This window comes from Verrucosispora sp. WMMD573 (genome assembly GCF_027497175.1).
Lineage (GTDB): Bacteria > Actinomycetota > Actinomycetes > Mycobacteriales > Micromonosporaceae > Micromonospora.
The window spans coordinates 1,589,578-1,615,837 of the sequence record NZ_CP114901.1 but is presented as its reverse complement, the minus strand read 5'-3'; the positions used below and the strand labels follow the sequence as shown (position 1 = coordinate 1,615,837).

The following is a 26,260-nucleotide window of genomic DNA, read 5'->3' as shown; positions in this document are numbered from 1 at the left end:
GGCAGCCCCACCCGCGCAGGGATCAAGCCTGACCGCCCGGAGCGGGTGGGGCTGCCCCGCAAACCCCACCGCAACCACCGGAAAAACAGGACGGCACAAGATCGGGAGAGCTGACACCATGGGCGGGTGCTGCTCACCCTCACCACGACGCACCAGCCGGCGACGGACCTCGGTCACCTGCTGATCAAGCACCCCGACCGGGTGCACTCCTTCGACGTGCCCGTCGGCACCGCGCACGTCTTCTACCCGGAAGCCAACGAGCAGCGCTGCACGGCCGCGCTGCTGCTCGACGTCGACCCGTTGAAGCTGGCCGCCACCCGGGGTCGCGGCCGCAAGTCGACCACCGCCCCGGAGAGCTTCACCCTCGGTCGGTACGTCAACGACCGGCCGTACGCCGCATCCAGCCTGCTCGCCTCGGCGCTGTCGAAGGTGTACCGCTCGGCGCTGCGCGGCGCCTCCAAGGAACGCCCCGAGCTGGCCGCCCGAGGCATCCCGCTGGAGGTGCGGGTGCCGGTGCTGCGCTGCCGTGGTGGGGCCGACGTGGCGGAGCGGGTGTTCGGTCCGCTCGGCTGGGAGGTCACCGCCACCGCCATTCCGCTTGACGAGCTGCACCCGCAGTGGGGCGACAGCCGCTACGTGGACCTGACCCTCACCGGCACGCTGCGGGTCGCCGACGCGCTCAACCACCTGTACGTGCTGCTACCCGTGCTGGACGACGCGAAGCACTACTGGGTGGCACCGGACGAGGTGGACAAGTTGCTGCGGGCCGGCACGGGCTGGCTGGCCGACCACCCCGAGCGCGGGCTGATCATCCGCCGCTACCTGGCGCACCGGCGGGCGCTGGCGGGCACCGCACTGGAACGGCTGGACGCCCAGCGCCCCACCGACGAGCCGACCACCGACGACGAGTTGGCAGACGCGGTGCCGGCCGAGCCGGCGCCCCGGGCGTCGCTTGCCGCCCACCGCCGGCAGGCGGTGCACACCGCCCTTGTCGACGCGGGCGCCCACCGGGTGCTGGACCTGGGCTGCGGCGGGGGTGCGCTGCTGGCCACGCTGATCGGTGACCGACGATTCACCGAGATCGTCGGCACCGACGTCTCCACCCAGGCCCTCACCCTGGCCGCGCGCCGGCTGCGACTGGACCGGCTGCCGGAACGCCAGCGCACCCGGGTCACGCTCCGGCAGTCCGCGTTGACCTACCGCGACGAGCGGCTGTGCGGGTACGACGCGGCGGTGCTGATGGAGGTCATCGAGCACGTCGACCCGCCCCGGCTGCCGGCGTTGGAGGATGCGGTCTTCGGCTACGCCCGACCGACAACGGTCGTGGTGACCACGCCCAACGTGGAGCACAACGTGCGTTACGAGGGATTGCCCGCCGGCGCGTTTCGGCATGCCGACCACCGGTTCGAGTGGACCCGCGCCGATTTCGCCGACTGGGTGCGGCGGGTCGGTGCCACGTACGGCTACCCGGCCGTGGTGCACGGCGTCGGCCCGGACGATCCGGAGGTCGGCGCACCCACCCAGCTGGCCGTGTTCACCCGTGCGGAGGCAGCCCGATGACCGTCCTCGACCTTCCCGAGCTGGCCCTGGTCGCGCTGGTCGGCATCTCCGGCTCCGGCAAGTCGACATTCGCCGGCCGGCATTTCGCGTCCAGCCAGGTGCTCTCCTCCGATGCCTTCCGGGCGATGGTCGCCGACGACGAGAACGACCAGTCCGCCTCGGCGGAGGCCTTCGACGCGCTGCACTACGTGGCCGGCAAGCGGCTGCGCGCTGGCCGGCTGACCGTGGTCGACGCGACGAATCTTCAGCCACACGCCCGAGCCGCCCTGGTCCGGGTGGCCCGGGAACACGACGTGCTGCCGGTGGCGATCGTGCTGGACGTGCCGGAGGCGCTGGCCTGGGAGCGTACCGAGGCCAGGTCCGACCGCACCTTCGGCCGGCAGGTGCTCGGCCGGATGTCCCGGGACCTGCGGCGCAGCTACGGCCAGCTGGCGCGGGAGGGCTTCCGCAAGGTGCACGTGCTGCGCGGCACCGAGGAGATCGAGGCCGTTGAGATCCGCTACGAGCGGCTGTTCAACGACCGGCGCGAGCTGACCGGGCCGTTCGACATCGTCGGTGACGTGCACGGCTGCCGGGTCGAGCTGGAGGCGCTGTTGACCCGGTTGGGCTGGCGGCTTCACCGCGACGACGCCGGCCGGGCGGTGGACGCGACAAATCCGTCGGGACGTACTGCCGTGTTCGTCGGTGACCTGGTGGACCGTGGCCCGGATTCGCCCGGGGTGCTCCGCCTGGTGATGGGCATGGTCGCCGCCGGGCACGCGCTCTGCGTGCCCGGCAACCACGAGCAGAAGCTGCTGCGCAAGCTGCGCGGTCGCAATGTCAAGGTGGCGCACGGTCTGGCCGAGACGATGGCGCAGCTGGACGCGGAGCCGGCGGAGTTCACCGCCGAGGTGGCCGCCTTCGTCGACGGACTGGTCAGCCACTACGTGCTCGACGGCGGCCGGCTGGTGGTGGCGCACGCCGGGCTGAAGGAGGAGTACCAGGGCCGGGCGTCCGGGCGGGTACGCGCGTTCGCGTTGTACGGCGAGACCACCGGCGAGACCGACGAGTACGGCCTGCCGGTGCGCTACCCGTGGGCCCGGGAGTACCGCGGTTCGGCGACCGTCGTCTACGGCCACACCCCCACCCCCGAGCCGGAGTGGGTCAACAACACCATCTGCGTCGACACCGGCTGCGTCTTCGGCGGCCGGCTGACCGCGCTGCGCTATCCGGAGCGGGAACTGGTCTCGGTGCCGGCGGAGCGCGAGTGGTACGCCCCGGTCCGGCCGCTGACCGCCGCGCCAGCCAGACCCGACGAAGTGCTTGAGTTGACCGACGTGACCGGTCGCCGACACGTGGAGCACGCGTACGGCTCGCTGACCGTGCCGGCGGAGAACGCCGCTGCCGCGTTGGAGGTGATGAGCCGCTTCGCGGTCGACCCGCGCCGGCTGGTGTGGTTGCCGCCGACCATGGCGCCCTGCTCGACGTCGCAGTTGGACGGCTACCTGGAACATCCGGCGGAGGCCTTCGCCGACTACCGGGCGGTCGGTGTGGACCGGGTCGTCTGCGAGGAGAAGCACATGGGCTCCCGCGCCGTGGTGCTGGTCTGCCGGGCCCCGGACGGTGGTCCGTTCGGTCCGGGCGACGGAGTCGTGCACACCCGCACGGGTCGACCGTTCTTCGGTGAGCCGCTGGACACGGAGCTGCTGGACCGGGTACGCGCGGCGGTGACCGGTGCCGGGCTGTGGGACGAGTTGGCGACCGACTGGCTACTGCTCGACTGCGAGCTGCTGCCGTGGTCGGCCAAGGCCGTCGGCCTGATTCGCGAGGAGTACGCGGGGGTCGGCGCGGCTGGCCGGGCCGGCCTGCCGGTGGCGGTGGCGACGCTGGACGCGGCGATCGGGCGGGGACTGGACGTGGCTGAGCTACGGGACCGGATGGCCCGCCGCCGCGACGACGTGTCGGCCTACACGGCGGCGTACCAGGCGTACGTGGGCCCGACCGACGGGCTGCGCGGGGTGCGGCTCGCGCCGTTCGCGGTGCTCGCCGGGGCGCAGGCCAGCTACACCGACCGGGATCACGGCTGGCATCTGGCGTTGGCCGATCGGCTCTGCGCGGCCGACCCGGAGTTCTTCACGCCCACCCGGCGTCGAATCGTCGACCTGTCCGACGACGGCTCGGTACGGGAGGCGACCGCCTGGTGGCTGGCGCTGACCGGGACCGGCGGCGAGGGCATGGTCGTCAAGCCGTACGCGGGTCCGGTCGCCCGCAGCGAGCGGGGCTCGCTGCTCCAGCCGGGCATCAAGTGCCGAGGCCGGGAGTATCTCCGGATCATCTACGGTCCCGAGTACACCGAGCCGGAGCAGCTGGCCGTGCTGCGGCGTCGGTCGTTGGGCCGCAAGCGGGGCCTGGCACTACGCGAGCACGCGCTCGGCCTGGCGGCCCTGGACGCCCTGGTCGACGGTGCCCCGTTGTGGCGCCGCCACGAGTTGGTCTTCGCGATCCTGGCCTGCGAGTCGGAGCCGGTCGACCCACGGCTGTGACCTGGCCGGGCGGGCGACCGAGCCCCCGGTAGCCTGATTGACCGTGGCGGACGCCACATGGGGCCAGTGATCGAGCGAATCACGGAACGGAATCTTCATGGCATTGGGCGAACGGGTAGGCCATGTCCTGCGCGGCGCGGCCATCGGTGTGGCCGAGGCCGTGCCAGGGGTCAGCGGCGGGACGATCGCACTGGTGACCGGCGTGTACGAGCGGGTCATCGCGTCCGCCGGGCATCTGGTGAACACGGTGCGGTACGCGGTGACCGACGTCCCGCGCGGGCGCGGGTGGACGCGGGCGGGGCACCAGCTACGGCAGGTGCACTGGGAGGTGGTGATCCCGCTGCTGATCGGCATGCTGCCCGGCCTGCTGATCGCGGCGAAGCTACTCGAACCGCTGCTGGTCGACCATCCGGAACAGACCAGAGGACTCTTCCTCGGGCTGGTCCTCGCCTCGGTGCTGGTGCCGATCTCGATGGTCGGCAAGCCGTGGCGCGGGCCGGAGGTGCTCGCTCTGATCGTCGCCGCGGTGGCGGCGTTCATTCTGACCGGCCTGCCGCAGGCCACCATCGAACCGCACCCGTTGGTCGTACTGGTCGCGGCGGCGGTCGCGGTCTGTGCCCTGGTGCTGCCCGGGGTCTCCGGGTCGTTCCTGCTGCTCACCGTCGGCCTGTATGAGCCGACCATCAGCGCCGTCAACGATCGCGACTTCGGCTACCTGGCGATCTTCGCCACGGGCATGGTCATCGGCCTGGCGCTCTTCGTCAAGCTGCTCCAGTGGCTGCTTGAGCAGCACCGCCGGATGACCCTGGCGGTGATGGCCGGCGTCATCCTGGGCAGCCTGCGCGCACTGTGGCCGTGGCAGTCCGAGGACCGTGCCCTGCACGCGCCGGGCGACCACGTACCGTCCATTGTGGCGCTTTTCCTGGTTGGTGTCGCCGTGGTCACGGCAATGATCATCGCCGAGCGTCGTCGGCTGCGCCGGGCCGCCCGGGATCTCACCGAGGAGACGTACGAGACGCCACGCGTCCACTGACGACCGCCGCTTGGTGGCTGCCCGACCGGGCCGCCACCAAGCGGTTCCGGTTCAGCGAGCCTTTTTGGTGGCCCGCTTACGCGGCGGGGTCAGCAGGTCGGCGATCGTGGCGATCGCGGTCGGGACCAACCGGTAGTAGGCCCACACACCGCGCTTCTCCCGCTCCAGCAAGCCGGCCTCGGTGAGGATTCGGAGGTGGTGGCTGACCGTCGGCTGGGAGAGGCCGAGCGGCGCGGTGAGGTCACACACGCACGCTTCTCCCTCGGGTGCCGACTGGATCAGGCTGAGCAGCCGCAGCCGAGCGGGGTCGGCAAGGGCCTTGAGGACCCCCGCCAGCCGCTCGGCGTCGGCGCGTTCGATCGGCTCGCCGGCAAGCGGCGAGATCTGAGGCATAGTCATTTCGGCCAACGCAGTTCCCACGTATTCCATCCTTCCACCAGCAGCATCGATCCGCCTGCATATCAGCAGATCCGAATCGGCAGACTTTTACGCCACAAGGCCGAGGTCAGCCAACGTATAGGCCGCCCGATAGGGCAATCCGGCGGCTCGCACCGCGTCGCCGGCACCACGATCAACAATAACCGCCACCCCCACGACCTCGGCCCCGGCCTCGCGAAGGGCCTCGACGGCGGTCAGCACACTTCCCCCGGTGGTAGAGGTGTCCTCCACCGCCAGAACCCGGCGACCCGCCACATCGGGCCCCTCGATGCGACGTTGCAGCCCGTGCGCCTTGCCCGCCTTGCGGACCACGAACGCGTCCAACGGACGCCCGGCAGCGTGCAGCATCGCGAAGGCGATCGGGTCGGCCCCCAGGGTCAGACCGCCCACCGCGTCGTACGACCAGTCGGCGGTCAGCTCCCGCATCACCCGTCCCACCAACGGTGCCGCCTGGTTATGCAGCGTGACGCGACGCAGGTCCACATACCAGTCGGCCTCCCGCCCGGAGGAGAGCACCACCCGGCCATGTACAACAGCCAGGTCGGAGATGAATTTACGCAGGTCGTCGTGGTCCCCCATGGGGATAGAGGGTACTGCGCAAGTCTGTGTGCCGCGTGTGCGGGCCACTCTGGTCAACCCTCCGGGGGACAGATGAGCGGCGATGTCCGGTTACGCTACGTCGATCATCAGGGGCGGGTCGAGTCAGGTCTTCCGCTCCGCCAGGCGATCGGCTGCTCGGCCGCCGGTCAGCCGCGGTCGCGGCCGATGCGCCCCCGGGTGTCCCTGGAGACCACGTCGAGCAGGCGACGCGGGGCGTGCCGCAGCCCCGCCACGGCCAGCTTGTACTTCCACGACGGGACGCTCACCAACTTGCCTTTGCGCAGGTCACGCAGGGCCTCATCGACCACATTGGCGGCTTCGAGCCACATCCATCCGGGAGTTTTCGACATGTCGATACCGGCTCGCTGGTGGAACTCCGTGCGGGTGTAACCCGGGCAGAGGGCCATCACGCGTACGCCGAAGGGGCGGGCGGACTGTCCGACGGACTCGCTGAAGTTGGTGACCCACGCCTTGCTGGCCGAGTACGTGGATCCGGGCATCACCGCGCCGAAACCCGCCACGGAAGAGACATTAATCACTGCCCCACTACGCCGCTCGGTCATCGTGGCCAGCGCGGCGAGGGTCAGCCGAAGCACCGCGTGGACGTTCAGCCGCAGCAGTCGGGTCTCATCCTGAACGGACGATCGGAGGAAGGGCTTGTTCAGACTGATGCCGGCGTTGTTGACCAGAAGCTCGACGGGCGGGCCGTCAGTCAAACGACGTTCGACCGCGGCGCAACCGTCGTCGGTGGACAGATCGGCGGCGAGGGTCTCGGTCTCCACGCCGTGCCGACCGGTCAACTCGGCGGCCTGGGCCGTTAGCCGGGTCGCGTCGCGGGCGACCAGCACCAGGTGCCATCCGTCGGAGGCGAGCCGGGTGGCGAAGGCCGCTCCGATGCCCGCCGTCGCCCCGGTGATCAACGCCCATCGTTCGGCAGTCCGGTCGGGCGTCACGGGCGTCATCACCTCGGCGGGTTCGGGGGCGACGTCGGCGCCCCGGGCGGCGGGTAAGGCTGGTACGGCGGTGCCGCCGGTGCCTGCCCGAACGGTGGCGTGGGTGGCTGGTCGGGGAACACCGGTCGTTGGGGTGCTGGCCGACGCCGGAACCAGGCGTTGGCCGCAGGCAGTGCCAGCAGCACGGCTACCACAAGGTAACCGAGCACCTGAGCGATCGAAAGGGTGGCGGTGAGCGGAATCCACCAGGACGGATAGGCGTCCGGCAGCCCGGCGAGCAACTCAGCGGTCGCCCGGTCGTCACCGAAATCCAGCGGCACGGCGCGCTGCACGATCAGGGTGGCGAGCCCACCACATCCGCAGCAGATGCCCAGCCCGGCGACCACCCAGGTCGCCACCCGGGCCGCCGGCCGGCGGGCGGCCAGCCCCACGGCCAGGCCGACCAGAAGCAGACCGGCGAGAATGCTCAGCACCGCCGACACCGCGACCGAGGCCCGCACCAGCGCCACCGCCGCGTCGACCTGACCGGGGTCGGCGTCGGCCGTCGCGCGGAACCGGTCCACCGTGCCGCTGAGCGACGCGAGCCCGATCACCGCGTACACGAGCGCGCCGAGCGCCATCACCGCCAGCGTCGACACGGCCAGCACGACCGTGGCCGGCCGGCGAGCCGGTGCCTGTTCGGGGTACGACACGACGAGTCCCTCCGGTAGGCGTTCGGAAGCAACCTACTCGGAGGGACCGTCGCGGACGTGCGTTACACGTGTGTCGAAGACCTGGGGCGAGCCGAGGCAGCGTTCAAGCACCCGCCGACCCAGGGACGTCGACACCCGCGTCAACTCACCGAAGGTCAGCCGGGGCGATCGGTGGGCGGCTGGGTGCCGGGCTGCTGCGGGCCATCCGACGGCGGAGTCTGCCCGCTCGGCTGGCCACCCTGGTCACCGGCCGGTGGCTGGCTGCCGGTGGCCGGGTAGCCGGGCTCGCCCGGCTGCTGCGGGGTGCCGGGGTAACCCGGCTCGGCCGGCGTGGTGCCCGGGTAACCGGGGGTCTGCGGGTAGCCGGGCTGGCTCGGGTAGGCGCCGCCGGGCGTGGGCGGCTCCCACTGCTGGGTCGGCTTACGGAAGAACTCGTTGGCCTTGGGCAGCGCCAGCAGGATCAGCGCCGCCAGCAGCGAGATCAGGCTGATCACGCCGAGCAGGATGCTGACCGGCGTGGTCCAGCTCGGCAACGCCTCCTCCAGCCGACGCTGGATCTCCTCGGCACTGGGCATGTCTCCACTGGTGTCGCCGGGCGCGCTGAAGGTGCCGACGAACCCGCTGAGCAGATTGAAGCCGGTGCAGCAGAAGAGGATGCCACCGACGATCCAGGTGGCGATCCGGGAGCCGTTCTTGCCGCGCAGGTTCATCAGCCCCAGGCCGAACAGCGCGAACGCGACCACGAGCAGGAAGATGGCGGTGCCGACGCCGATCACGACGGTGATGTCGGCGACGTTCTCCGCCCCCTCGACGGTGGAGTCGCGGTACGCCTCCTCCATCACATCGCGGACAGTGCCGATGGTGGCCAGCGAGATGATCACGCTGATCAGCTGACAGAGCGCGAACAGCAACAGCAGGTAGGTGGATATCGTCACCACGCCCGGCCGCGACCGGGCCGGCGTGTTCTGAGGATCGACCATCTTTCTCCCTTCCTGGAACGCGCTTCACCGTATCGGCAACAGGCCATTCCGGCACGGTGCGACGCCGAGCGGTGGGCGCATGACCGGCCACCCGGTCGATCGGGATCGATAGGACGGGCCGATCTCCCGTTTCAGGACCCGTTCTGCGGGTGGACGGTCACCCCGGCACCGTCCAGCCGTTCGCCACGGGCCATTGCCCAGCCCGCCTCTCCGTACGCCTCGAAGGTGAGCCGCGCTCCGCCCGGGGCGCGGTAGTCGTGGTAGCGCATGGTGCCGCTCGGCGTCAGGTCGGTGGCCCCGGAGGCGGTGTACCGGGCCTGGCCGGACTCGTGCCAGCTGTAGCGCCGCCCGCCGGACTCCACCTCGGGCGCGCCCGGCGTGACTGCGGCGTCGCGCGGCACCGACTCCCACAACACCAGTTCGAATGCGGGACTCTCCGCCACCGAGAGCCGGCGCCGGCCGCCGTGCTCATCGCGGTCGTCGAGGAGGTGCTCGGCCCACCTCCACTCGCCCTCCACCAGGCGAATCGAGCCCCGCACCGAGTAGGCGGCGTCGCCGATCTCGACGATGTCCCCGACCTCGATCCGACTCGGGTCACGTCGGTTCCCGCCGTACCGCTCCTGCTGCCGACGTGCCGCAGCCGACCTGTCGCGCCACCAGCGCAGCGTCAACCCGGCGACGACCACCCCGACCAGGCAACCGGCCGCCAGGTACGCCGTCGTCCCGTCCATCCGGTCACCTCCCGAGACAGTTCGGCGGGGACGTCGACCATGATCCGGGCAGCCGCCGCCCACCGCCAACCGGCTACCGGTCGGCGGGATCCGTTCCGCCGGGGGCGGCGGAACGCCCCGACTCACCATCGCCGCCGGCCGCAGTGACGTCGCCCGCGAAGGTCGGTCCATCCGACGCGGGTGGCGCGGCCGGCGCCGGAGGTGTCTCCGGAGCGGTCGACGAGGCCGCGTGGTGCGCGGGATACCCGGCCGGAGCCGGGCCGCCCTCGGCACCGGGTACGGCGTACCCGGGATGCCCGGGCACCACATACCCGGCACCGGGCAGCCCATACCCGGGCGGCGGCGGATACCAGGGCGACGACGGATAACCGGGCTGCGTCGGATAGCCCGGCGGATAACCGGGCGGCGGCGTCGGATAGCCCGGCGGATAACCGGGCGGCGGTGGATAGCTCGGTAACACGGGAACCCCGGGCGGCGCGGGATAGCCCATGGGCACGGTGTGGCCGACCAGGTAAGCGTTCGGGATGTCGCGCCCGGGCGGCCAGGCGGCTGCCGGTTCGGCGCGGGGCACGAACCAGCGGTGGGCCGGCGGCAGCGCCAACAGCAGCACCACCGCCGCCGTGAACAGGAAGACCAGCAGCACCCCGAGGCCCACCAGCGGGAAGAACATGTCGAACGAAGTCGGCTGGTCGTACAGCGCCTCGAAGAAGTCCGACTCCTGCCAGAATTCGTCGTCCGGCGGCGGCACGTCCTCCGGGTACGACTCATCGACGTACGGCCCCTCGGTCATCGCGACCGCCAGACCGAACGGAATCACGAGCGCGCCGGCACAGCCCTGGGCGACGCAGAGCAGCAGTTGCACGCCACCGGCGACGAAGACCATGACTCGGGCGGTGTTGCTGCCCGCGCGTACCCGGGGCGCGGTCAGGCCCAGCCAGAGCGCCAGCAGCAGGGCCGGCACACCGAACACCGCCGCCATCATCACGCTGTTGAAGCGCTCCGCGCGTACCTCGTGCGGGTCCGCGTTCGGCACCTGCCGCACCGCCTGGTCGACTGCGTGGTTCCAGTCGATCGCCGCCAACACCAGCAGCGTGACGAGGCCGAGCAGGATCACCACGGTGGCGAGTTGCAGCCAGAAAGCCACCGTGACGGTGCCGGGGCGCGGCGGGTGGGGCGGGGGTACGGCTGCCGGAGCTTCGGCGGTCGCGGTCATGTCGCGGACGGTACGGCCCGATCGCAAGCCTCGGCAGCACCGTTCGGGCGGACTCGTCCCGGCGTACGGATCATGCCCCGTCGAGTCGCTCGGCGGCGTACTTCCCGACGGTGGTGCTGCCCATCACGCAGCCGGTCATGGTGTTCAGCTCGGCCTCATCACCGCGCAGCGCCGTCCAGGCCGCCCGCCCGGCCGCCGGGTCGAGCCGTTCCAGCAGGGTGGCGGCGTACACGCGACCCGCGGCGGCACCGCCGGTGAGCAGCCGGTCGAGCAGGTCGCGTACCTCCTCCGGGTGATCGGTCAGGGCCGCCGCGACGCGCTGGTACGCCTCGGTCTCGGGCAGCAGTGTGCCCGCGATCCCGACCCCGCCGAACGCCAACGTGCTGGCGTGGCCGAGTTCCGCGACGGCCCTCGCCAGCTCCGATTCCTTCTTGCGCCGTATCCCGAACATGTTTCCATCCTCGCCCCGGTAGCCCGCCTCCGCCCGTCGGAGGCGGGCCCGGTGCGACGGGGTTCAGCTGGACGTGACCGACAGGCCGTCCTTGCTCTCCCGGAGGCCGACCCGCACCGCGTCGCCGTCGCGGACCTCGCCGGCGAGCAGGGCCCGGGCGAGTTGGTCCCCGATCGCCGACTGGACCAGGCGACGCAGCGGACGGGCACCGTAGATCGGGTCGTACCCGTGTTCGGCGAGCCAGCCACGGGCCTCCTCGGTGACGTCCAACGTCAACCGGCGGTCGGCGAGACGCCGCCCCAGCCGCCCCAGTTGGATGTCCACGATGGCCCGGAGGTCGTCACCGTGCAGGGCGGCGAAGACCACGATGTCGTCGAGCCGGTTGAGAAACTCCGGCTTGAAGTGCGAGCGGACCGTTGCCAGGACGCCCTCACGGCGCTGCTCCTCGGCCAGCGTCAGGTCGCTGATCACCGCCGAGCCGAGGTTTGAGGTGAGGATCAGGATGGCGTTGCGGAAGTCGACCGTACGCCCCTGGCCGTCGGTGAGCCGACCGTCGTCGAGCACCTGGAGCAGGATGTCGAAGACGTCCGGGTGGGCCTTCTCCACCTCGTCCAGCAGGATCACCGAGTACGGCCGGCGGCGCACCGCCTCGGTGAGCTGGCCGCCCTCCTCGTAGCCGACGTAGCCGGGCGGCGCGCCGACCAGACGGGCCACGGAGTGCTTCTCGCCGTACTCGCTCATGTCGATGCGGACCATGGCCCGTTCGTCGTCGAAGAGGAACTCGGCGAGCGCCTTGGCCAGCTCGGTCTTGCCGACACCTGTCGGGCCGAGGAAGAGGAAGCTGCCCGTCGGCCGGTCCGGGTCGGCGACTCCGGCCCGCGCGCGGCGGACGGCGTCGGAGACCGCGGCGACCGCCTCGGTCTGGCCGACCACCCGCCCGCGCAGCGACTCCTCCATCCGCAGCAGCTTGGCGGTTTCACCCTCCAGCAGCCGACCGGCGGGGATGCCGGTCCAGGAGGCGACCACGGCGGCTATGTCGTCCGCGCCGACCTCCTCCTTGAGCATCGCCCCGGCGGACTGGAGTCGCGCCAACTCCTCCTCGGCGGTGGCAAGTTCGGCCTGGAGGGCGGGGATCCGGCCGTACCGCAGCTCGGCGGCGCGCTCCAGCTCGCCGTCGCGCTCGGCCCGCTCGGCCTCGCCGCCGAGCCGCTCCAACTCCTCCTTGGCGGTGGAGAGCTTGGTGATGTGGCTCTTCTCCAGTTGCCACCGCTCGGACAGGGCGGTGAGCTGCTCGCGCTTGTCGGCCAACTCCTTGCGTAGCCGCTCCAGCCGTTCGGCGGACGCCGCGTCCGGCTCCTTGGCCAGCGCCATCTCCTCGATCTCCAGCCGGCGCACCGCCCGCTCGATCTCGTCCACCTCGACCGGGCGCGAGTCGATCTCCATCCGGAGCCGGGAGGCGGACTCGTCGACCAGGTCGATCGCCTTGTCCGGCAGGAACCGGTCGGTGATGTACCGGTCGGAGAGGGCAGCGGCGGCGACCAGGGCGGCGTCGGTGATGCGCACGCCGTGGTGCACCTCGTAGCGCTCCTTGAGCCCGCGCAGGATGCCGATGGTGTCCTCCACGGTGGGCTCACCGACCAACACCGGCTGGAAGCGGCGCTCCAGCGCCGGGTCCTTCTCGATGTGCTCGCGGTACTCGTCGAGCGTGGTCGCGCCGACCATGCGCAGCTCACCACGGGCCAGCATCGGCTTGAGCATGTTGCCGGCGTCCATCGAGCCCTCGCCCTTGCCGGCACCCACGACGGTGTGCAACTCGTCGAGGAAGGTGATTACCTGCCCGTCGGAGTTCTTGATCTCCTCCAGGACGGACTTCAACCGCTCTTCGAACTGACCCCGGTACGACGCACCGGCGACCATCGCGCCGAGGTCGAGCGAGACGAGCTTCTTGTCGCGCAGCGACTCCGGCACATCGCCGGCCACGATCCGCTGGGCCAGGCCCTCGACGATCGCGGTCTTGCCGACACCGGGCTCGCCGATCAGCACCGGGTTGTTCTTGGTACGCCGGGACAGCACCTGGATCACCCGGCGGATCTCGGAGTCCCGCCCGATCACCGGGTCGATCTTGCCGTCCCGGGCGCTCGCGGTCAGGTCCACGCCGTACTTGGTGAGCGCCTGGTAGGTCTGCTCCGGATCGGCGGTGGTCACCCGGCGGTCCCCGCCACGCACCGTCGGGAAGGCGGCCACCAGGCTCTCCTCGGTGGCACCGGCGGCCTTCAGCGCGGCGGACACGGCCCCGCCGACCCGGGCCAGCCCGGCCAGGAGGTGCTCGGTGGAGGTGTACTCGTCGCCCAGCGGGCGGGCGATCTGCTCGGCGGCACCGATGGCGTTGACGAACTCGCGGGCCAGGGTCGGCTCGGCGATGCTGGAGCCACGGGCGGCGGGCAGCGCGTCGACGGCGCGCTGGGTGGCGCGGCGCAGCTCGGCCGGGTCGGCCCCGACGGCGCGCAGCAGGCCGGCAGCGGTCGAGCCCTCGGTGTCCAGCAGCGACAACAGCAGGTGCCACGGTTCGACGGTGGCGTGCCCCCGCTGGTTCGCCAGGGCGACGGCGCCGGTGATGGTCTCGCGGCTCTTGGTGGTGAGGCGTTCGGTGTTCATGGGCTCCCCTGGATCGGTGTGTCCACTGGTACCGACAGAACCAGAGTTGAGTCTATTCCACTCAACCCAAGCGGTGTGAGCTGTGTCACTAGTTGCTGGACGCCAAGTACCAGGTCCGGGTCGGCCCCGCAACACGCTCGAAATACCTCACCGGCCCGAAACGGAGATCCACCATCACACCGCGTCAACATCATGGCGGCCCGCCCGCGCCGGGATAGAGCCAGAGCGACGGACCGACCGGCGGCACCCGCCAGAACGGCGACACCCCCTTCCTGTCCGACGCGCTGCGCACCGCTCCGCTGGAGCCGCCGGCACTGAGCCTCGTCGCCGGGGGACGACGAGAGCCACTACGGAGAATCATGGTGGACTGGTCGGCTCGTGGCGGTCCGCTCACCGGCCCGCCACGACACGTCGACTGGCCCGCGGCCCGGCTCACCGGGACGACCCGACGAGTGACCATGGAGTTCAGGACAGCGCAGTTGCCGTCCCGCGTGGTCCTCTACCGCTATCCCGGCACGGGAGCCGACGGGATTCCGGACGAGGACGCCGGCACCGAGACGATCTGCGGCTACTCGACCCCGGCCGCGTTCTGCTCGCGCACCGGTGGCGGTGACCGGCCGGCCCAGGTGGATGTGGCCCTCGACGTCGAAGCGGGCGGGTACTGGGTCGTGCACGCTGCCTGGCCCGTACTCGTAGGTCCCACTTCCACCGAGGAGGTGCCCGTCGTGTCGGCATCATGGGTGGTCAGAGTCGACCAGATGGAGGGACGGCATGCAGATCAACGTGACAAGGTGGCTGTCCCTGGTGACCCGTGACGCGGTGGCGTCGGCGACCGCGACCGTCGGCACGACCGGTCCGGACGGCACCGTCCAGCACCTGTCCGAACACCGGCTGGCCGCTCCCGGCCTGCTGCGCTGGTCGTACACCGTCAGGGACGCCGACGGCGAGGTGCACCGCCGCTGCGACGGCCGGCACCTGGTGCAGGTGAGCGGCGACGGCGAGCAGCTCAGCTCCCCGGTGCCGGAGGAGGACTCGCGGGACGACCCCCGGTACTTCTACTCGTGGCCGGCGGTCGTGGACGCCTGGTTGGTGGAGTTGCTCCGCCCGGTGGACCTGCTGTCCCGGGTCGTGGTGTCGGCGGTGACCGAGCCGGACGCCACCGGCCTGGTCCACATCGACGCCAGCCCGCTGGGTAACGAACCGTCACCGTACAACGGCTTCGCCCTGCCGGACCGTCGGACGCTGCGGATCGTCCTCGACCCCGAGCGGGGCTGCCTGGTCGCGGTGACCGTGAGCCGCGTTGACCGGCCCCCGCTGACCTGCCGGCTCACCGAGTTCGTCTGAGCCGTCAAGCGGCCGGCGCGCGTGTCGTACCCGCTGCGCCGGCTCCGTACGTCCGGCGGCGGGCCGGTAGCGTTGCCGGGGTGCGAGTACGTGTCGAACAGACTGCCTTACCGGGGATCGGTGTCCGCCACGAACTGGTGACGGAGTCCGGCCGTCGCCTGGGCGTGGTCTCCCATCGCAATGGCCGCCGGGACCTTGTCCTGTACGACCCGGACGACCCGGACGCCAGCGCGGCGGACATCCCGCTCACCGACGACGAGGCCGAGGCGCTGGCCGACATCCTCGGCGCCTCGCTCATGCTCGGCCAGCTCTCCGGGCTGCGGGAGCAGGCCGCCGGGCTGCTCACCGAACAGGTCGCGATTCCGGCCTCCTCGCCGTACGTCAACCGGCCGTTGGGCGACACCAAGGCCCGGACCCGTACCGGCGCTTCCATCGTGGCCGTCCTGCGCGAAGGCGAGGTGAACGTCTCTCCGGCTCCGTCGTTTCGGTTCGCCGCAGGCGACGTGGTGGTTGTCGTCGGGACCCGCCACGGCCTCGATGCTGTGACGGCGATCTTCGCCGACGGCGATCCGGACGGCTGAGGCACGGATGCACGAGACCACGACGCTGCTTGTCGAAGTCGGTGCGCTGCTGTTCCTGCTCGGTCTGCTCGGGCGGCTCAGCCGCCGGATCGGGCTGTCGCCGATCCCGCTGTACCTGCTCGCCGGGCTCGCCTTCGGCCACGGCGGCATCGTGGAACTCAACGCCAGCGAGGAGTTCTTCGCCGTCGGCGCGGAGATCGGCGTGATCCTGCTGCTGGTGATGCTCGGTCTGGAGTACTCGGCCGGCGAACTGGTCGGCAACCTGCGGGCGTCCGCGCCTGCCGGGCTGATCGACGCGCTGCTCAACGCGCTGCCCGGGGCGGCGTTCGCGCTGCTGCTGGGCTGGGGTTGGGTGTCGGCGGTGGTACTCGCCGGAATTACCTGGATCTCGTCCTCCGGCGTGATCGCCAAGCTCCTCGCCGACCTGGGCCGGCTCGGTAACCGCGAGACACCGGTGGTGCTCTCGGTGCTGGTGATCGAGGATCTGGCGATGGCGTTCTACCTCCCCCTGGTGACCGCCCTGCTGGCCGGCGTCGGCCTGGCCAAGGGCGGCGTCGGGCTGGCCGTCGCCGTGCTGACCGTCATCGCGGTGCTGGTGGTTGCCGTCCGCTACGGCAAGGTGATCTCCCGCTTCATGTCGGCCGACGACGCCGAGGCGCTGCTGCTCGGCGTGCTCGGCCTGACCCTGCTGGTGGCCGGGGTGGCGGCGAAACTCCAGGTCTCGGCGGCGGTCGGCGCGTTCCTGGTCGGCATCGCGCTCTCCGGTCCGGTCGCCCACCACGCCACGGAACTGCTGACGCCGCTGCGGGACCTGTTCGCCGCCGTCTTCTTCGTCTTCTTCGGCCTGGTCACCGACCCACGGGGCATTCCGCCGGTGCTGCTGCCGGCGCTGCTGCTCGCGTTCGTGACGATGGGCACGAAGACGTTGACCGGCTACCTGGCGGCTCGTCGGGCCGGAATCGCCGAGCCGGGACGCTGGCGGGCCGGGCTGGCACTCGTACCCCGAGGAGAGTTCTCCATCGTCATCGCGGGGCTGGCGGTGGCCGCTGGCGGCGTCGAGCCGCAGTTGGCGGCGCTCGCCACCGCGTACGTACTGATCACGGTGGTGACCGGGCCGATGCTCGCCCGGCTGCCGGATCTGCACTGGTTCAAGCAGTGGCTGCGAGCACGGGCCAGGGCCCAACGGACGCCACCGGCACCGGTGGTCGACTGAGCGGGGCCCCGCACCCCGCCCGGTCCGGCCGTCCGGACGGCCCCTGTCGACCAACAGATGCCGAATTGCTTCCCGAAGGGTCTACCGGTACTCGCCGGTACCGCGTTAACGTGTCGCCCCAGCAGCCAGGGTTCGCGGAGGCACACGCCGCCGCGGGCGAAAGCGGAAGGTTGGCCGGTGAGCGTGCAGGAGTCAGCGTTCCACGGCTTCGCCAACCCCGTCGACCCAACCCCGGCGGAGTTGCGAGCGTGGGCCTACCACCCCGATTCCGTCCCGTTGACGTCGATGCCGCCGGACTGGGACCTACTGGTCTCCGGTGACCGGTTGGTGATGACGCTGTTCGACCTCGCCATGGACACTCGCTGCCCGGCGCGCCGGTTCGCGCTGCACTGTCTCTACATCTACGCCGCCGACGGGATCCGGACGAACTTCCGGGCACACCCGAAGCGTCGCTTCCGGAAGCTGGTGGACCAGGCCGAGCGCAACGGCGACGAGATCATGCGCACCTGGGCGCACAACAGCCGGGTGCTGCTGACCCGACCGGAGCTTTTCGTATACCGCGAGTGGTGCGAGGGCGGGCTGGTGCGGGAGAACCGCCGGCTTTGAGAGACCTCGGGGAGATGCGGGCCGGGACCCCCCGTGGCTCCCGGCCCGCACGTCGGCGGATCGTCAGCGCGACCTGCCCCGCTCGCGACGGTGCTGGTCGCTGCGCACCTCTCCGGCACCACGGCCGACCTGGCCGCTGCCCACGGTGCCCCGATCGTCCCGGCCGCTGAACCTGCCGGTCTGGATCTGGTCCGAGAGCCGCCCCTTGGTGATCCGGTCGAACCGGTGCTGGACGCTCTCAGCCAGGTCGTCGAGGCGTTGCTCCGTCTCCTCGGCCACCTTCCTCGCCGCTTCCGTCATGGCTCCCCCCGCCAGATCGGAGTCCGGATTGAGATGGTTTCAACCTGATTTCTGAAGACTAGTCGAGACAACCCGTCGCGCGCTCGGGTTTGCGAGAACACGAGCAGCGCACCGCCCGCGGACATGCGAAAGGGTGTGGCTCCGCAGGTCGGAGCCACACCCTTTGCCAGAGCGGCGCGTCAGCGCCCGGGGCTGCGTCGGGGACGCCAGACCACCAGGGCGGTAGAGGTCTGGTTGGTGGGGACGAGATCCCGACCGGGGAAGCGGGCCAGCGACTCCAGCTCGGCCATCCGGCGGTACGCGGCGTCGAGCTCCGCCTCCAGCTGGGCGACCCGCTGCTGCGCCTGCTCCAGCAGTCGCTCCAGCCCGATGATCCGCTTGATCCCGGCGAGGTTGACGCCGTCGTCCTGGCTGAGCCGCTGCACCTCGCGCAGCAGCACCACGTCCCGGACGCTGTACCGCCGTCCGCCACCGGCCGCCCGGCCGGCCTGCACCAGGCCGAGCCGGTCGTATTGGCGCAGCGTCTGCGGATGCATGCCCGCCATCCGCGCCGCTACCGAGATCATCAGCACCTTGGCCTCGTATGCCGGGTCATCCGAGCCGACGAACCCGTCCATCCCGCTCACCTCCGCACCGCTTCACCGATCAACCGAACCGACGCACCCGCGCGTCGAGATGTTCCCGGGCCGCCGGCGGGGTCTGCTCGGCGAACGTCTCCAACGCGGCCCGTGCCTCGTCCGAGATCCGCGCCGGAACCACGACGTCCAGGGTGACCAGCAGATCGCCCTGCTGTCCGTCCCGGCGGCTGACCCCCTTGCCCCGGGCCCGCAGGACCCGGCCGCTCGGCGTGCCCGGCGGCACCCGCAGGGTCACCGGGCCGTCGAGCGTCGGCACCCGCAGGTCGGTGCCGAGGACGGCCTCCGCGAACGTGATCGGCACGGTCAGGGTGAGGTCGTCGCCGGTGCGCCCGAACACCTCGTCCGGGCGGACCTTCACGTGCACGAACAGATCACCCGCCGGACCGCCGCGCTCACCCGGCTCGCCTCGGCCGGCCAGCCGGATCCGTTGGCCGTCGGCCACCCCGGTGGGAAAGCGGACGTTGAGCGTGCGGGTCTTGGTGACCCCGCCGGTGCCCTGGCACTCCGGGCACTTCTCGTCCACCACCGTGCCCACGCCCTGGCAGTTGCGGCAGGGCTCGGAGAAGCTGAACGCGCCCTGGTTCCGGTTGGTGACCCCGGCACCGTGGCAGACCGGGCAGGTGCGCGGCACGGTGCCGGGCTTGGCACCGTTGCCGTGGCAGGTGTCGCAGACACCCGGTGCGCGCAGCGTCAGCGGCAGGGTCACGCCGCGTACCGCGTCGTCGAAGTCGAGCGCCACCTCGGTCTCGATGTCCCGGCCCCGGGCCGGACCCGGCGCGCCCGCACCCCCGCCACCGCCGGAGAAGATCGAACTGAACAGGTCGGAGATGTTGCCACCGGCGAACCGACCACCACCTGACTGCGCGCCACCGAACAGGTCGGAGACGTCGAACGGCACACCGCCCGGCTGGCCGCCCTGCCGGGCACCGCGCCGGAACGCGCCCGAGCCGAACAGCGAGCGCATCTCGTCGTACTCGCGGCGCTTCGCGTCGTCGCCGAGCACCGCGTACGCCTCGGACACCGCCTTGAAGCGTTCCTCGGCCTTGGCGTCGCCGGGGTTGTGGTCCGGGTGCGACTCGCGGGCCAGCTTGCGGTACGCCTTCTTGATCTCGTCAGCCGGTGCGGCTTTCGGCACGCCCAGGACCGCGTAGTAGTCCTTCTCGATCCAGTCCTTCGAACTCACCCGTACACCTCCTCCCCACCTCCGGGCCCGGTCCGCCCCGCCCGCCGGGTCTCGGCGAGCGGGGCGGCCGGATCACCGTCGCGCACTATTCCGGGTCGGCGACCGCGACCAGCGCCGGCCGCAACAGTCGCTCACCGACCTGGTAGCCCCGCCGCATCACCTGCACGCAGGTCGGCTCGGTGACGTCGGCCGAGGTCTGGTGGGCCACCGCCTCGTGCCGCGTCGGGTCGAACGGATCGCCCTGCTCACCGAACGGGGTCAGCCCGAACTTGCCCAGCGCGGTGATGAGCTGCTCGGCCACCGAACCGAACGGGCCGACCAGATCGCCGTGCTCCCGGGCCCGGTCGAGATCGTCCAGGATCGGCAGCAGCGCGGCGAGCACGGACCCGGTGGCCTGCTCGGTGACCAGGCCACGGTCGCGTTCGACCCGCTTGCGGTAGTTGGCGTACTCGGCCGACACCCGCTGCACGTCGCGGGTGCGTTCGTCCAGCTCGGCGCGGAGCGCCTCCAGCTCGGCACCCAGCCCGCCGGCGGTCGGCTCGGCCGGTTCCCCGACCGGCTGTGCCGGTGCGTCCACGACCGGCGGACCCTCGGTGGACGCGTCGCTGAGCGCGCTCGCCTCGACCTCGATCGAGTCGACCACGACCTCGGCCTCCTCGACCAGGCCCTCCGCTGGCACGTCAGGTCCCGCGTCCGCCGCCGTACCGTCGGGTTCGCGGATCTGACTGATCTTGCGGTTGTTGCGGATGACGACCCGCGGCGCGTCGCCGGTGGCCGGCTCGGACGCCGAGCCACCCGGCGCCGACCCGGTGTCACCCGGGTCGGCGGCTCGTGGCTTCTCCGTCATACGACTACCTCATCCCTCTGCCCGTGCGCTCGGGTGGCCAGGACCGTCACTTCTTGTCCTCGTCCACGATCTCCGCGTCGACCACGTCGTCCGCACCGGGCCGTGCGCCGCCGGCCTGTGCGCCGCCAGCCGCGTCGGCGCCACCGGCCGCGCCAGCGCCGGCCTCGCCGCCCGCCTGGGACTGCTCGGCCTGCTGGGCGTAGAGCAGCGAGCCCGCTTCCTGGGAGACCTGCGCGAGCCGCTCGTGCGCCGACTTGATCTTCTCGATGTCGCTGCCACCGAGAGCGCCGCGCAGCTCGCCGAGGGCCTCGTTGAGCTTCTCGCGGTTCTCGGCGGGGAGTTTCTCACCGTTCTCGGCGAGGAACTTCTCGGTCTGCCACTGCAGGGCCTCGGCCACGTTGCGGGTCTCGGCCTCCTCGCGGCGGCGCTTGTCCTCCTCCGCGTGCTCCTCGGCGTCCCGGCGCATCCGCTCGATGTCGTCCTTCGGCAGCGAGGAGCCGCCGGTGATCGTCATCTTCTGTTCCTTGCCGGTGCCCAGGTCCTTGGCGTGAACGTTGACGATGCCGTTGGCGTCGATGTCGAAGGTGACCTCGATCTGCGGCACGCCGCGCGGGGCCGGCGGAAGGCCGGTCAGCTCGAAGGTGCCGAGCTTCTTGTTGTACGCGGCGATCTCACGCTCGCCCTGGAAGACCTGGATCAGCACCGACGGCTGGTTGTCGTCGGCGGTGGTGAACACCTCGGAGCGCTTGGTCGGGATGGTGGTGTTGCGCTCGATGAGCTTGGTGAAGATGCCACCCTTGGTCTCGATGCCCAGGCTCAGCGGCGTCACGTCGAGCAGCAGGACGTCCTTGACCTCGCCCTTGAGCACGCCCGCCTGAAGGGCGGCGCCCACGGCGACGACCTCGTCCGGGTTGACGCCCTTGTTGGGCTCCTTGCCGGTGAGCTGCTTGACCAGGTCGGTCACGGCCGGCATCCGGGTCGAGCCACCGACGAGGATCACGTGGTCGACGTCGGAGACCTTGATCCCGGCGTCCTTCACGGCCTGCTCGAACGGGCCCTTGCAGCGGTCCAGCAGGTCCTGCGTCATCCGCTGGAACTCGGCCCGGCTGAGGGTCACGTCCAGGTGCAGCGGACCGGCGGCACCGGCGGTGATGTACGGCAGGTTGATGTTGGTGGTGGTGGCGGCGGACAGCTCGATCTTGGCCTTCTCGGCGGCCTCCTTGAGCCGCTGCATCGCCATCTTGTCCTGCGACAGGTCGATGCCGTGCTCGCCCCGGAAGGTCTTCACCAGGTGGTCCATGATCCGCTGGTCCCAGTCGTCGCCACCGAGCAGGTTGTCACCGCTTGTCGACTTGACCTCGATGACGCCCTCGGCCAGCTCCAGCAGCGACACGTCGAAGGTGCCGCCGCCGAGGTCGAAGACCAGGACGGTCTGCTCCTTGGAGCCCTTGTCCAGCCCGTACGCCAGGGCTGCCGCGGTCGGCTCGTTCACGATCCGCAGCACGTTGAAGCCGGCGATCTCGCCAGCCTCCTTGGTGGCCTGACGCTGGCCGTCGTTGAAGTAGGCCGGGACGGTGATCACCGCGTCGGTGATCTGCTCGCCCAGGTATGCCTCGGCGTCCCGCTTGAGCTTCATCAGCGTCCGGGCCGAGATCTCCTGCGGGGTGTACTTCTTGCCGTCGATGTCGACGGACCAGTTGGTGCCGATCTCCCGCTTGACCGAGCGGATCGTCCGGTCCGGGTTCGTCACCGCCTGGCGCTTGGCGACCTCACCGACGAGCACCTCGCCGTTACGGGCGAACGCGACGATCGACGGGGTCGTCCGCGAGCCCTCAGCGTTGGCGATGACGGTGGGCTCACCGCCCTCCAGAACGCTCACGCAGGAGTTCGTCGTGCCGAGGTCGATACCGACCGCACGTGCCATCTTCGCTTCCTCGCTTCGTTACGTTGAGCAGGTGACGGGGCCCTCCCGTCCCGCTGCGCGGCGCGTGCCGTGCGCAGCGACCCCACCTCAAGTTGAGTGAACTTGACTCAATAGTGCCACGCCTCCGGAAATCGTCAAGTCAGGGTTGAGTCGGATCGGCGCAACTCAGCAGTCCTACCGACCGGTTGTCTTACCTTGTGTCGGTCGGGCACGCTTTAGCGGTGACGACGCACGGCGATTCCGCCTCACCGTCCGGCGCGCCCGCCGTCGCAGCCCGCACCGGGTCCTCCGGCGCCGGCGAGGACCGGCCCGCGCCCACCGGGGACGACACCCTGCCAGACGCCCTGACCAGCCTGCGCGCCGCGATCGGGGCGGCCCGGTTCCCGCTGGCCCTGCCCTCGGCCGAGCTGGCCGCGCGCACCGTCGCCGCCCTCGCCGACCAGCTCGACGACTACCTGCTGCCCCGCCTGACCCGCCTCGACGCACCGCTGCTCGTGGTGGTCGGCGGATCCACCGGCGCCGGCAAGTCGACCCTGGTCAACAGCCTGGTGCAGGCCCGGGTCAGCGCAGCCGGGGTGCTGCGGCCGACCACCCGATCTCCGGTACTGGTCTGCAACCCGGCCGACTCGGCCTGGTTCCGCCGGGGAGAGCTGCTGCCGGGGCTCACCCGCACCAACCAACCCAGCGACGATCCCCGCACCCTGCATCTGGTCACCGCCCCGGCGCTCCCTCCGGGGCTGGCGTTCCTGGACGCCCCCGACATCGACTCGGTGGTCGACGCCAACCGGGCTTTGGCCAACCAACTGCTCGCCGCCGCCGACCTCTGGCTCTTCGTCACCACCGCCGCCCGGTACGCCGACGCCGTCCCCTGGGAGCTGCTGCACAACGCCCGGGCCAGGGGTGCGGTACTCGCCCTGGTGCTCAACCGGGTACCGGCGGAGGCTACCGACGAGGTGGCCGCCCATCTCGCCGAGATGCTCGCCGAGCAGGGTCTCGACGCCGCGCCGCTGTTCGTGCTTCCGGAGACCTGGGTCGACGGGCAGGGGCTGCTACCGGGCCGCAGCACCGCACCGCTGGCGGACTGGTTCGCCCGGCTCGCCGCCGATGCGGAGGCCCGTTCGGCGGTGGTCCGACAGACCCTTGGCGGCGCGCTTGCCCTGCTGCAACCCACAGTCGAGAGCCTCGCGCTCGCCGTCGACGAGCAGGCAGCCGCCGCCGACGCGCTTGACGACCGGGTACGTGCGGCGTACCGGGCCGCGAACCGGACCGTCGACCAGGGGCTGCGGGACGGGCGACTGCTCCGTGGCGAGGTGCTCGCCCGCTGGCAGGAGTTCATCGGCACCAGCGACCTCCTCCGCACCCTCGAAGCGAGGATCGGCCGGTTGCGGGACCGCGTCATGGCCGCCTTCTCCCGCCGTCCGGTGCCCGCCGTCGAGCTGCGGGACGCCATCGAGTCGCAATTGGTCACCCTGCTGCGGGGAGTGGCCGCGGAGGCCGCCGAGCACGCGTACACCGGATGGAAGGCGCACCCGGCCGGCGCTGCCCTGCTCGAACCCGACCTCGCCCACCATGCCGCCGACCTGCCGCAGCGCGCCGAGCGCCTGGTACGCGACTGGCAGCGCGGCGTGCTGGAACTGGTCCGGGCCGAAGGCGCCGACCGGCGCTTCGTGGCGCGGACAGCGGCGTACGCGGTCAACGCCACCGGGCTGGCCGTGATGATCGCTGTCTTCGCCTCCACCGCCTTCATCCCGACCGGGCTGGAGGTCGCCACCGGCGCCGGCACCACCCTCGCCGGTCAGGCGGTGCTACAGGCGATCTTCGGCGATCAGGCCGTGCGTACGCTGGCCAGAAAGGCCCGGGAGGACCTGCTGGAGCGGGTGACGGTGCTGTTGGACGACGAGGCCACCCGATATCTCGCGCGGACCCGGCAGGCCCGCCCGGCGGCCCGGACCGCGACAGATCTGCGTCAGGCGGCCGAACGGGTGGAGGCGGCCCGGGTACGCAGCGGCTTCGCCGACGCCGCACCCGTGCTCAGCGCCCAGACGACGGGCGTCGACGCCCCGGTGACCGATGGGGAGCGGCCGTGACCGGCATGGGCGGACGCCTCCGCGAGGCGTTGCGAATCGCCGACGGGCGGGTGGACGCCGACCAACTGGTCGCCCGACTGGAGGCGGTGCGGCGGTTCCTCGGCATCGTCGACGGTCACCTGCCGGACACTCCGCTGGTGCCGGCCCGCACCCTTGTCGAACGCGCCGGTACCCGGCTGGCGCTCTCCCGCGACCACACAGTGGTGGCGCTTGCCGGAGCCACCGGCAGCGGCAAGTCGAGCCTGTTCAACGCGATGGCCCGGATGGACCTCTCACCCGTCGGGGTACGCCGGCCCACCACCGGTGTCACGCACGCCTGCGTGTGGGGCCCGCTCGACGGGGGCACCCGGCTGCTCGACTGGCTCGGCGTGCTGCCCCGCCACCGGTTCGTTCGGGAGAGCCTGCTCGACGGCGACGACGAGTCCACTCTGCACGGGCTGATCCTGCTCGACCTGCCGGACTTCGACTCCGTCGAGCACTCGCACCGGCTGGAGGTGGACCGGCTGCTCGGCCTGGTGGACCTGGTGGTCTGGGTGGTCGACCCGCAGAAGTACGCCGACCGGGTGATGCACCGCAGCTACCTCCGCGAGTTCCACCGGCACCGGGACGTAACGGTGGTCGTGCTCAACCAGACCGACCGGCTGGCCCCCGCCGAGGTACCCCGGGTACTTGCCGACCTGCGCCGCCTGCTCGACGCGGACGGGCTGGACGGGGTACCGCTGCTGGCCACCACCGTCGCCGACCCGGAGGGCCTGGAGGGGTTACGGGCGGCGCTGGAGCGCACCGTCGCCGAACGACAGGCCGCGCTGCGTCGCCTCTCCGGTGACGTCGACGCCGTCGTCGACGCGCTGGACGGCATGGTCGGCGCGCCCCGCACCGCGCTCGCCGCCGACGATCCCGCGGTCACCGCGCTGGACCGTGCCCTGTGCAACGCGGCCGGCGTGCCGACGGTCGTGGCGGCGGTCGAGCAGGCTTACCGGCATCGCGCCGCGGCTGCCACCGGCTGGCCGTTGCTGCGGCTCTGGCGGCGACTGCGGGCCGACCCGCTGCGCCGGCTGCACCTGCCCGACCGGCGGGCCGGTGGTGACCCGGCGGGAAGCCTGGTGGCCGCCACCTCCGTACCCGAGCCCAACGCGGCCGACAAGTCCGCACTGGCACTGGCCCTGCGGACGGTGGCCGAGCGGGCCGGGGACGGGCTGCCGAACGCCTGGCCGGATGCGATGGCCGCAGCGGCCCGGTCCCGTCTCGGCGACCTGCCGGACGCCCTGGACGGCGCGCTCGCCAGCACCGATCTCGGCGTCGACCGTCCGCGTGCCTGGTGGCGGCTGGTGGGCGGGGTGCAGTGGCTGGTGACGTTCGCCGCGGTGGCCGGGCTGGGCTGGCTGGTCCTCGGCTACGCGGTACGGGCTCTCGGGTTGCCGGAGTTGCGGCATCCGATGGTCGGTGAGGTACCGGTGCCGACCCTGCTGCTGCTCGGCGGGCTGCTGACCGGGTTGCTCGTCGCGGCCCTGACCCGCCCGCTGGTGCGGTGGGCCGCCCGGCAGGCCCGGCACCGGGCGGAGGCACAGCTGACCCGGGCCATCGCCGGCGTCGGCGAGCAGCAGGTGCTGGCCCCGGTGCGGGGCGTGATCGCCGCACACGCCGACGCGCGCACCGTCCTCGAGGTCGCCCGACACCGCTGACCCGGCCGCTGAACATTCCTGGACGCC

Annotated in this window: 24 protein-coding genes; 10 read left to right on the top strand and 14 right to left on the bottom strand. The window is 71.6% G+C overall.

Annotated features, from left to right (window positions below; genetic code table 11):
* Window positions 1–126: 126 nt before the first annotated feature.
* The 3 genes from O7601_RS07455 (at window position 127) to O7601_RS07445 (ending at window position 5,115) form a co-directional block, all read left to right on the top strand.
* Window positions 127–1,560 carry a 3' terminal RNA ribose 2'-O-methyltransferase Hen1 gene (locus tag O7601_RS07455; RefSeq protein ID WP_281565467.1) on the top strand — a complete coding sequence of 478 codons (1,434 nt, stop codon included), beginning with the start codon at window positions 127–129 and terminating at the stop codon, window positions 1,558–1,560.
* Complete coding sequence (locus O7601_RS07450; protein WP_281565466.1) at window positions 1,557–4,082, top strand: polynucleotide kinase-phosphatase; 2,526 nt, start codon at window positions 1,557–1,559, stop codon at window positions 4,080–4,082. Before O7601_RS07455 ends, O7601_RS07450 begins: the two co-directional genes overlap by 4 nt.
* Window positions 4,083–4,179: 97 nt before the next feature.
* On the top strand, window positions 4,180–5,115 hold the full coding sequence (locus tag O7601_RS07445; RefSeq protein WP_281565465.1) for a DUF368 domain-containing protein: 936 nt from the start codon (window positions 4,180–4,182) through the stop codon (window positions 5,113–5,115).
* Between the two features lie 51 nt (window positions 5,116–5,166).
* Here the strand turns inward: O7601_RS07445 and O7601_RS07440 are convergent, their stop codons facing one another.
* The 9 genes from O7601_RS07440 to clpB all read right to left on the bottom strand — a co-directional run bounded on the left by O7601_RS07440 (window position 5,167) and on the right by clpB (window position 13,828).
* On the bottom strand, window positions 5,167–5,544 hold the full coding sequence (locus O7601_RS07440) for a metalloregulator ArsR/SmtB family transcription factor (protein WP_007073957.1): 378 nt from the start codon (window positions 5,542–5,544) through the stop codon (window positions 5,167–5,169).
* Window positions 5,545–5,601: 57 nt separating this feature from the next.
* Entirely contained in the window at window positions 5,602–6,132 is a 531-nt protein-coding gene (pyrE, locus tag O7601_RS07435) for an orotate phosphoribosyltransferase (RefSeq protein WP_210938365.1), read from the bottom strand.
* Window positions 6,133–6,299: 167 nt separating this feature from the next.
* The gene (locus O7601_RS07430; RefSeq protein WP_281565464.1) at window positions 6,300–7,106 is read right to left on the bottom strand and encodes an SDR family oxidoreductase; all 807 of its coding nucleotides are present in this window, start codon (window positions 7,104–7,106) and stop codon (window positions 6,300–6,302) included.
* An 8-nt stretch (window positions 7,107–7,114) separates the two neighbouring features.
* The gene (locus O7601_RS07425) at window positions 7,115–7,798 is read right to left on the bottom strand and encodes a hypothetical protein (protein ID WP_281565463.1); all 684 of its coding nucleotides are present in this window, start codon (window positions 7,796–7,798) and stop codon (window positions 7,115–7,117) included.
* 155 nt (window positions 7,799–7,953) lie between these two features.
* On the bottom strand, window positions 7,954–8,778 hold the full coding sequence (locus tag O7601_RS07420; RefSeq protein ID WP_281565462.1) for a hypothetical protein: 825 nt from the start codon (window positions 8,776–8,778) through the stop codon (window positions 7,954–7,956).
* Window positions 8,779–8,909: 131 nt separating this feature from the next.
* On the bottom strand, window positions 8,910–9,509 hold the full coding sequence (locus O7601_RS07415; protein ID WP_281565461.1) for a DUF4178 domain-containing protein: 600 nt from the start codon (window positions 9,507–9,509) through the stop codon (window positions 8,910–8,912).
* A 73-nt stretch (window positions 9,510–9,582) separates the two neighbouring features.
* Window positions 9,583–10,722, bottom strand: coding sequence for a hypothetical protein (locus O7601_RS07410; protein WP_281565460.1), 1,140 nt, complete (start codon window positions 10,720–10,722; stop codon window positions 9,583–9,585).
* A 70-nt stretch (window positions 10,723–10,792) separates the two neighbouring features.
* Window positions 10,793–11,173 (bottom strand): hypothetical protein, encoded by a 381-nt coding sequence (locus O7601_RS07405; protein ID WP_281565459.1) that lies wholly within the window; start codon window positions 11,171–11,173, stop codon window positions 10,793–10,795.
* A gap of 63 nt (window positions 11,174–11,236) precedes the next feature.
* Entirely contained in the window at window positions 11,237–13,828 is a 2,592-nt protein-coding gene (gene clpB, locus O7601_RS07400) for an ATP-dependent chaperone ClpB (protein WP_281565458.1), read from the bottom strand.
* A 359-nt stretch (window positions 13,829–14,187) separates the two neighbouring features.
* Here clpB and O7601_RS07395 point away from each other — a divergent pair, with 359 nt between their 5' ends.
* The 5 genes from O7601_RS07395 (at window position 14,188) to O7601_RS07375 (ending at window position 17,572) form a co-directional block, all read left to right on the top strand.
* Window positions 14,188–14,643, top strand: coding sequence for a hypothetical protein (locus tag O7601_RS07395; protein ID WP_281565457.1), 456 nt, complete (start codon window positions 14,188–14,190; stop codon window positions 14,641–14,643).
* On the top strand, window positions 14,600–15,172 hold the full coding sequence (locus tag O7601_RS07390) for a hypothetical protein (protein WP_281565456.1): 573 nt from the start codon (window positions 14,600–14,602) through the stop codon (window positions 15,170–15,172). Before O7601_RS07395 ends, O7601_RS07390 begins: the two co-directional genes overlap by 44 nt.
* Window positions 15,173–15,252: 80 nt before the next feature.
* On the top strand, window positions 15,253–15,753 hold the full coding sequence (locus O7601_RS07385) for a TrkA C-terminal domain-containing protein (RefSeq protein ID WP_281565455.1): 501 nt from the start codon (window positions 15,253–15,255) through the stop codon (window positions 15,751–15,753).
* Between the two features lie 7 nt (window positions 15,754–15,760).
* Window positions 15,761–16,966 carry a cation:proton antiporter gene (locus O7601_RS07380; RefSeq protein ID WP_281565454.1) on the top strand — a complete coding sequence of 402 codons (1,206 nt, stop codon included), beginning with the start codon at window positions 15,761–15,763 and terminating at the stop codon, window positions 16,964–16,966.
* 177 nt (window positions 16,967–17,143) lie between these two features.
* Complete coding sequence (locus O7601_RS07375; RefSeq protein ID WP_281565453.1) at window positions 17,144–17,572, top strand: hypothetical protein; 429 nt, start codon at window positions 17,144–17,146, stop codon at window positions 17,570–17,572.
* Window positions 17,573–17,635: 63 nt separating this feature from the next.
* Here the strand turns inward: O7601_RS07375 and O7601_RS07370 are convergent, their stop codons facing one another.
* From O7601_RS07370 to dnaK, 5 genes are all read right to left on the bottom strand, one after another.
* The gene (locus tag O7601_RS07370; protein ID WP_281565452.1) at window positions 17,636–17,872 is read right to left on the bottom strand and encodes a hypothetical protein; all 237 of its coding nucleotides are present in this window, start codon (window positions 17,870–17,872) and stop codon (window positions 17,636–17,638) included.
* A 179-nt stretch (window positions 17,873–18,051) separates the two neighbouring features.
* The gene (locus O7601_RS07365; RefSeq protein WP_164446726.1) at window positions 18,052–18,489 is read right to left on the bottom strand and encodes a MerR family transcriptional regulator; all 438 of its coding nucleotides are present in this window, start codon (window positions 18,487–18,489) and stop codon (window positions 18,052–18,054) included.
* A 28-nt stretch (window positions 18,490–18,517) separates the two neighbouring features.
* Complete coding sequence (gene dnaJ / locus O7601_RS07360) at window positions 18,518–19,693, bottom strand: molecular chaperone DnaJ (RefSeq protein ID WP_281565451.1); 1,176 nt, start codon at window positions 19,691–19,693, stop codon at window positions 18,518–18,520.
* An 85-nt stretch (window positions 19,694–19,778) separates the two neighbouring features.
* Window positions 19,779–20,540, bottom strand: coding sequence for a nucleotide exchange factor GrpE (gene grpE, locus O7601_RS07355; RefSeq protein ID WP_281565450.1), 762 nt, complete (start codon window positions 20,538–20,540; stop codon window positions 19,779–19,781).
* 46 nt (window positions 20,541–20,586) lie between these two features.
* The gene (dnaK, locus tag O7601_RS07350) at window positions 20,587–22,464 is read right to left on the bottom strand and encodes a molecular chaperone DnaK (RefSeq protein WP_281565449.1); all 1,878 of its coding nucleotides are present in this window, start codon (window positions 22,462–22,464) and stop codon (window positions 20,587–20,589) included.
* Between the two features lie 221 nt (window positions 22,465–22,685).
* Between dnaK and O7601_RS07345 the strand changes: the two genes are divergently transcribed.
* Entirely contained in the window at window positions 22,686–24,551 is a 1,866-nt protein-coding gene (locus tag O7601_RS07345) for a GTPase domain-containing protein (RefSeq protein WP_281565448.1), read from the top strand.
* A 5-nt stretch (window positions 24,552–24,556) separates the two neighbouring features.
* Window positions 24,557–26,233, top strand: coding sequence for a GTPase (locus tag O7601_RS07340; protein WP_281566835.1), 1,677 nt, complete (start codon window positions 24,557–24,559; stop codon window positions 26,231–26,233).
* Window positions 26,234–26,260 lie beyond the last annotated feature (27 nt).

What these genes read in the sequence shown, in the direction of transcription:
- O7601_RS07450 (WP_281565466.1), top strand. Translation starts at nt 1,557, where the DNA reads ATGACCGTCCTCGACCTTCCCGAGCTGGCCCTGGTCGCGCTGGTCGGC.
- O7601_RS07445 (WP_281565465.1), top strand. Translation starts at nt 4,180, where the DNA reads ATGGCATTGGGCGAACGGGTAGGCCATGTCCTGCGCGGCGCGGCCATC.
- O7601_RS07440 (WP_007073957.1), bottom strand. Translation starts at nt 5,544, where the DNA reads ATGGAATACGTGGGAACTGCGTTGGCCGAAATGACTATGCCTCAGATC.
- pyrE (WP_210938365.1), bottom strand. Translation starts at nt 6,132, where the DNA reads ATGGGGGACCACGACGACCTGCGTAAATTCATCTCCGACCTGGCTGTT.
- O7601_RS07420 (WP_281565462.1), bottom strand. Translation starts at nt 8,778, where the DNA reads ATGGTCGATCCTCAGAACACGCCGGCCCGGTCGCGGCCGGGCGTGGTG.
- O7601_RS07415 (WP_281565461.1), bottom strand. Translation starts at nt 9,509, where the DNA reads ATGGACGGGACGACGGCGTACCTGGCGGCCGGTTGCCTGGTCGGGGTG.
- O7601_RS07410 (WP_281565460.1), bottom strand. Translation starts at nt 10,722, where the DNA reads ATGACCGCGACCGCCGAAGCTCCGGCAGCCGTACCCCCGCCCCACCCG.
- O7601_RS07405 (WP_281565459.1), bottom strand. Translation starts at nt 11,173, where the DNA reads ATGTTCGGGATACGGCGCAAGAAGGAATCGGAGCTGGCGAGGGCCGTC.
- clpB (WP_281565458.1), bottom strand. Translation starts at nt 13,828, where the DNA reads ATGAACACCGAACGCCTCACCACCAAGAGCCGCGAGACCATCACCGGC.
- O7601_RS07395 (WP_281565457.1), top strand. Translation starts at nt 14,188, where the DNA reads ATGGTGGACTGGTCGGCTCGTGGCGGTCCGCTCACCGGCCCGCCACGA.
- O7601_RS07390 (WP_281565456.1), top strand. Translation starts at nt 14,600, where the DNA reads ATGCAGATCAACGTGACAAGGTGGCTGTCCCTGGTGACCCGTGACGCG.
- O7601_RS07380 (WP_281565454.1), top strand. Translation starts at nt 15,761, where the DNA reads ATGCACGAGACCACGACGCTGCTTGTCGAAGTCGGTGCGCTGCTGTTC.
- O7601_RS07370 (WP_281565452.1), bottom strand. Translation starts at nt 17,872, where the DNA reads ATGACGGAAGCGGCGAGGAAGGTGGCCGAGGAGACGGAGCAACGCCTC.
- O7601_RS07365 (WP_164446726.1), bottom strand. Translation starts at nt 18,489, where the DNA reads ATGGACGGGTTCGTCGGCTCGGATGACCCGGCATACGAGGCCAAGGTG.
- grpE (WP_281565450.1), bottom strand. Translation starts at nt 20,540, where the DNA reads ATGACGGAGAAGCCACGAGCCGCCGACCCGGGTGACACCGGGTCGGCG.
- dnaK (WP_281565449.1), bottom strand. Translation starts at nt 22,464, where the DNA reads ATGGCACGTGCGGTCGGTATCGACCTCGGCACGACGAACTCCTGCGTG.
- O7601_RS07340 (WP_281566835.1), top strand. Translation starts at nt 24,557, where the DNA reads ATGGGCGGACGCCTCCGCGAGGCGTTGCGAATCGCCGACGGGCGGGTG.